The 3,553-nt window shown below is 74.3% G+C and carries 3 protein-coding genes; all 3 read left to right on the top strand.

Going from position 1 to position 3,553, the window contains the following annotated elements:
• The first annotated feature begins 98 nt into the window (after positions 1–98).
• The 3 genes from A6Q79_RS18460 to A6Q79_RS18450 are packed head-to-tail and all read left to right on the top strand — an operon-like array spanning position 99 to position 3,312.
• The gene (locus A6Q79_RS18460) at positions 99–665 is read left to right on the top strand and encodes a hypothetical protein (RefSeq protein ID WP_067860355.1); all 567 of its coding nucleotides are present in this window, start codon (positions 99–101) and stop codon (positions 663–665) included.
• Entirely contained in the window at positions 662–1,906 is a 1,245-nt protein-coding gene (locus tag A6Q79_RS18455) for a S8 family serine peptidase (RefSeq protein WP_067860357.1), read from the top strand. Before A6Q79_RS18460 ends, A6Q79_RS18455 begins: the two co-directional genes overlap by 4 nt.
• Positions 1,907–1,908: 2 nt before the next feature.
• Positions 1,909–3,312, top strand: a complete 1,404-nt coding sequence (locus A6Q79_RS18450; RefSeq protein ID WP_286690931.1) for a hypothetical protein — start codon at positions 1,909–1,911, stop codon at positions 3,310–3,312.
• The last annotated feature ends 241 nt before the right edge of the window (positions 3,313–3,553 follow it).

Genomic DNA, 3,553 nt, shown 5'->3' with positions numbered 1-3,553 from the left:
CTGAACGCCACCCTCGCCCAGACCGGCACCGCCGTCTCGGACTCCGCAGCCGACTACCGCCGCGCCGAGAACGCCAACCGCGCCTCCTTCGGCGGCTGATGGGCACGCCGGACGGCTCCGGCGGCGGCAGCGCCGTCGAGCTCGACATCGAGGGACTGCGCCAGGTCGGCAAGAACACCTCCGAGCTGGCTGCCGAGGCGCTCGCGGCGCAGCAGACCGTCGAGGCCACGAAGGGCGAGGCGTCCATGTACGGCCAGTACCCGGCCGCGCAGGCGCTCGCCCAGCACCATGACAGCGTGGCGACCGTCTTCGCGACGACGCTCGGCGCCCTCCAGCAGGAGATGGACGAGTTCGGTCTCGCGCTCACCACTGCGGCCGACAACTACGCCGACACCGACGACGGCGTGCAGGGCGCGATGGCCTCCATCGCGACCCGCTTCGCGGGAAGCGCCTCGTCGACGACGGAGTCCTACGACAACGCGCGCGCCGACCAGGGGACGGACCTCGTCGACCCCGAGTCCGTCGACGTCGACCTCGACGCTCTCGCGGGCACGGACTCCGAACCTCTGCAGGACGTCGTCGAGCAGCTCGGCGGCGACCTCGCGACGTCGACCGACACCGTCCAGACCACCGACGGCGACCAGGGCGAGCAGGCCTACCAATGAGTCGAGGCCCGGGGCGACTCGCGGCGCTGCTGGTCCTCGTCGTCGCTCTCCTGGCGCCGTCGACGGCGCAGGCCTCGCTCGCGCGGTACCAGCCCGACGACGCCTGGTGGTACTCCGCGCTCCGTCTGGACGAGGTCCACCGGGAGACGACGGGCAAGGGCGTCAAGGTGGCCATCATCGACGGCTCCATCGACCTCACGGTGCCCGAGCTGCGCGGCGCCGACATCACGCTCGGCCGCTCCGTCACCGGCAAGAAGTCCGTGTCCGTGCCCGGAGCCGGGGCCGCCAACCACGGCACGGCCATGACCGTGCTCGTCGCCGGACAGGGCAACGGTGGTGTCACCGGGGTCGCCCCCGATGCCGAGGTGACCTTCTACCAGGCGAACCGCGACCCCTACACCGACTCGCTGGCCTCCCCGGCGGCGCTCATTGAGCAGGCCGCGCGGGACGGGGCGGACGTCATCAGCGTCTCCCTCGCGTCCGGCGATGCCGACGAGAACGACCCCGCGGTCCGCAAGGCGATCGCCGCGGGCGCGGTCGTGGTCGCCGGAGGCGGCGAGGCCGGCTCGCCGGGGATCTCCTCGCCGGCCTCCGCTCCCGGCGCCGTCGCCGTGGGCGCGGCCGACCGGAACGCCAAGGCGTGGTCGGAGCAGCCCGGCCAGCGCGACGACCTCTCCGCCACGCTCGCGATCACCGCACCGGGGGTCGAGGTTCCCGCCGGCGCCTCCAGCACGGAGAGGCGCGGGGCGGTCTGGACACCGGCCTACCCCCGCACGGGTACGTCGCCTGCCACGGCCATCACGGCCGGGGCCCTCGCCCTCGTGAAGCAGAAGTTCCCCGACGCCACCGGCAACCAGCTCGTCCAGCAGCTGATCCACAGCACCGGCCGTTCCGGGGACGCCGACTACTTCGGGTGGGAGCGACCGAACGGCTTCGGCATCCTCTCCGTGCGCAACATGCTCGAGAGGGACCCGACCGGCTGGCCCGACGAGAATCCCCTGACGCGCGGGGTCGAGGCCGCCGTCAAGACCTACCCGCTCTCCGTCTACGGCGACTCCGCCGATCCCGCGCCGTCCGCCGAGACCACCACGAGCCCTGCGGCAGCCGACACCACCGACGCCGCTGCCGACGACGGCACCGGCCCCCTGCCGTGGGTCCTCGGCGCCGTCGCCGTCCTCGTGCTCGTCACCGCGGGGATCGTCGTCGCCCGCCGCCACCACCGTCCGTCCGAGGAGGCCTGACCATGGGACCGAACGAGAGCAAGCTGCGACAGGTGGAGAGCGCCATCCCCGGCGCCCTCACCGGCAAGGCCATCGACTGGGATGCCGCCAAGACCAAGCTCGACGCGCTCCGCACCGAGCTCGTCACCGCCCAGCAGCGGGCCCGCGAGACCTGGACCGAGGGTTCGGACGCCGCGGCCGCCGACGCCGCCTTCGCCCAGAAGCTGCAGACGATCGAGCGGATGCAGACCAAGCTCGAGCAGACCGCCGCCGGGATGCGCGCCGGCGCCGAAGCGCTGTCCACCGCCCGCTCCGACCTGCAGAACCTGCCCGAGATCTCCCCCGCCCCGGGCGCCAGCCCCACCAGGCCGGGTGCAGACGCGAGCGACGCGGACGTCGAGGCCTACAACACCGCCAAGAGCGAGCACGACAGCGCCGCCTCGAGCCACGCCACCTCCATGGAGCGACGCGAGAACGACGCCGCCGCCGCCCTCACTCGGCTCGACGCCGGCCTCGCCGCAGCACAGAAGATGCTGGCGACGGCCGCACCGGGCGTCGAGGGCACCTCGGTCGACGACACCAGCACCGGGTCCCGCGGCACCGGCGGCACCGGCGGCGGCCTGTCGGGCACGCCGGTCGTCGGCGGCACGACCGCGGTCAGCGCCATGGCCTCGGCCGCGACGATCGGCCGTGGGCCCCGCGGCACCAACCCCACGCTCGTCGCCCCCGTCAAGAACGGCAGCACCGGTGACGGCGACGGCCGCGGCGATGCCGACGGCGACGGCCTGACCGACCTCGACACCGGGCTCACCGACGGCGGCTCGTCCCTCGGCCAGGCCGGAGGCATGGGAGCCGGCGGGGTCGGCGGTGCCGCTGGCGCCGCGGGTCTGCTGGGTGCCGGCAAGGGCATCCTCGCCAAGGCCGCCGGTGCCGCCAAGGGCGCCGCGTCGTCCGCCGGTGCCGGGTCCGGTCGGACGGCTGGCATGGCGAAGGGCTCCACGCTGGGGTCCTCCTCCTCGCAGTCGAACGCCCGCGTGGCGAACCCGGCCGGTCAGGCTGGGCAGGCAGGCGCGCGCCCCGGTGCGCAAGCAGGCCGTGCCGGAGCGTCGCCCGGCAGCCAGGCGGGCCGTGCTGCTGGTTCCCAGGCGTCCCGCTCGGCTCCGGGCACGGGCAGCCGCGCGGGCAGCGCGGGCACCCGACCGGCCCAGGGCAGCGGATCGCGCGCCGGCCAGGGTGCCGGCGGGTCCGGCCGCGGCAACGGCACCGGTCCCACGGGGCGGGGCGGCAACGCCGCACGGTCCGGCGCCGGCGCCGGCGGCCAGGGTCGACGTCGCGACGAGGACGACGAGCCCACGCAGGACCACCTGGCGTTCGACGACGACCAGTGGTTGGACGACGACGAGACGTCGCCCGGCGTCCTGTCCTGACCTCGACGGACCACACGGTCCGCGGCGCAGGAGGCTACGGAGCGGGGACGGCGACGATCGTCACACGTCACGACGCCCGTGATGTGGGACGTTCCCCCCGTTCTGACTAGTCGAAACGAACCAGGTGACCTAGTCTTTTGCCACCAGCATCGACGAGCCCGTGCCGCGACCGTGCCCACGGGGAACCGGGAGGACGAACGATGAGCGAGCTCAGCCGCGAAGAAGGCGCGATCACCCGCGC

It is taken from the genome of Aeromicrobium sp. REDSEA-S32_B7 (genome assembly GCF_001626145.1).
GTDB lineage: Bacteria > Actinomycetota > Actinomycetes > Propionibacteriales > Nocardioidaceae > Aeromicrobium > Aeromicrobium erythreum.
The sequence above is the reverse complement of the archived record's forward strand: the minus strand, read 5'-3'. Positions and strand labels throughout refer to the sequence as shown.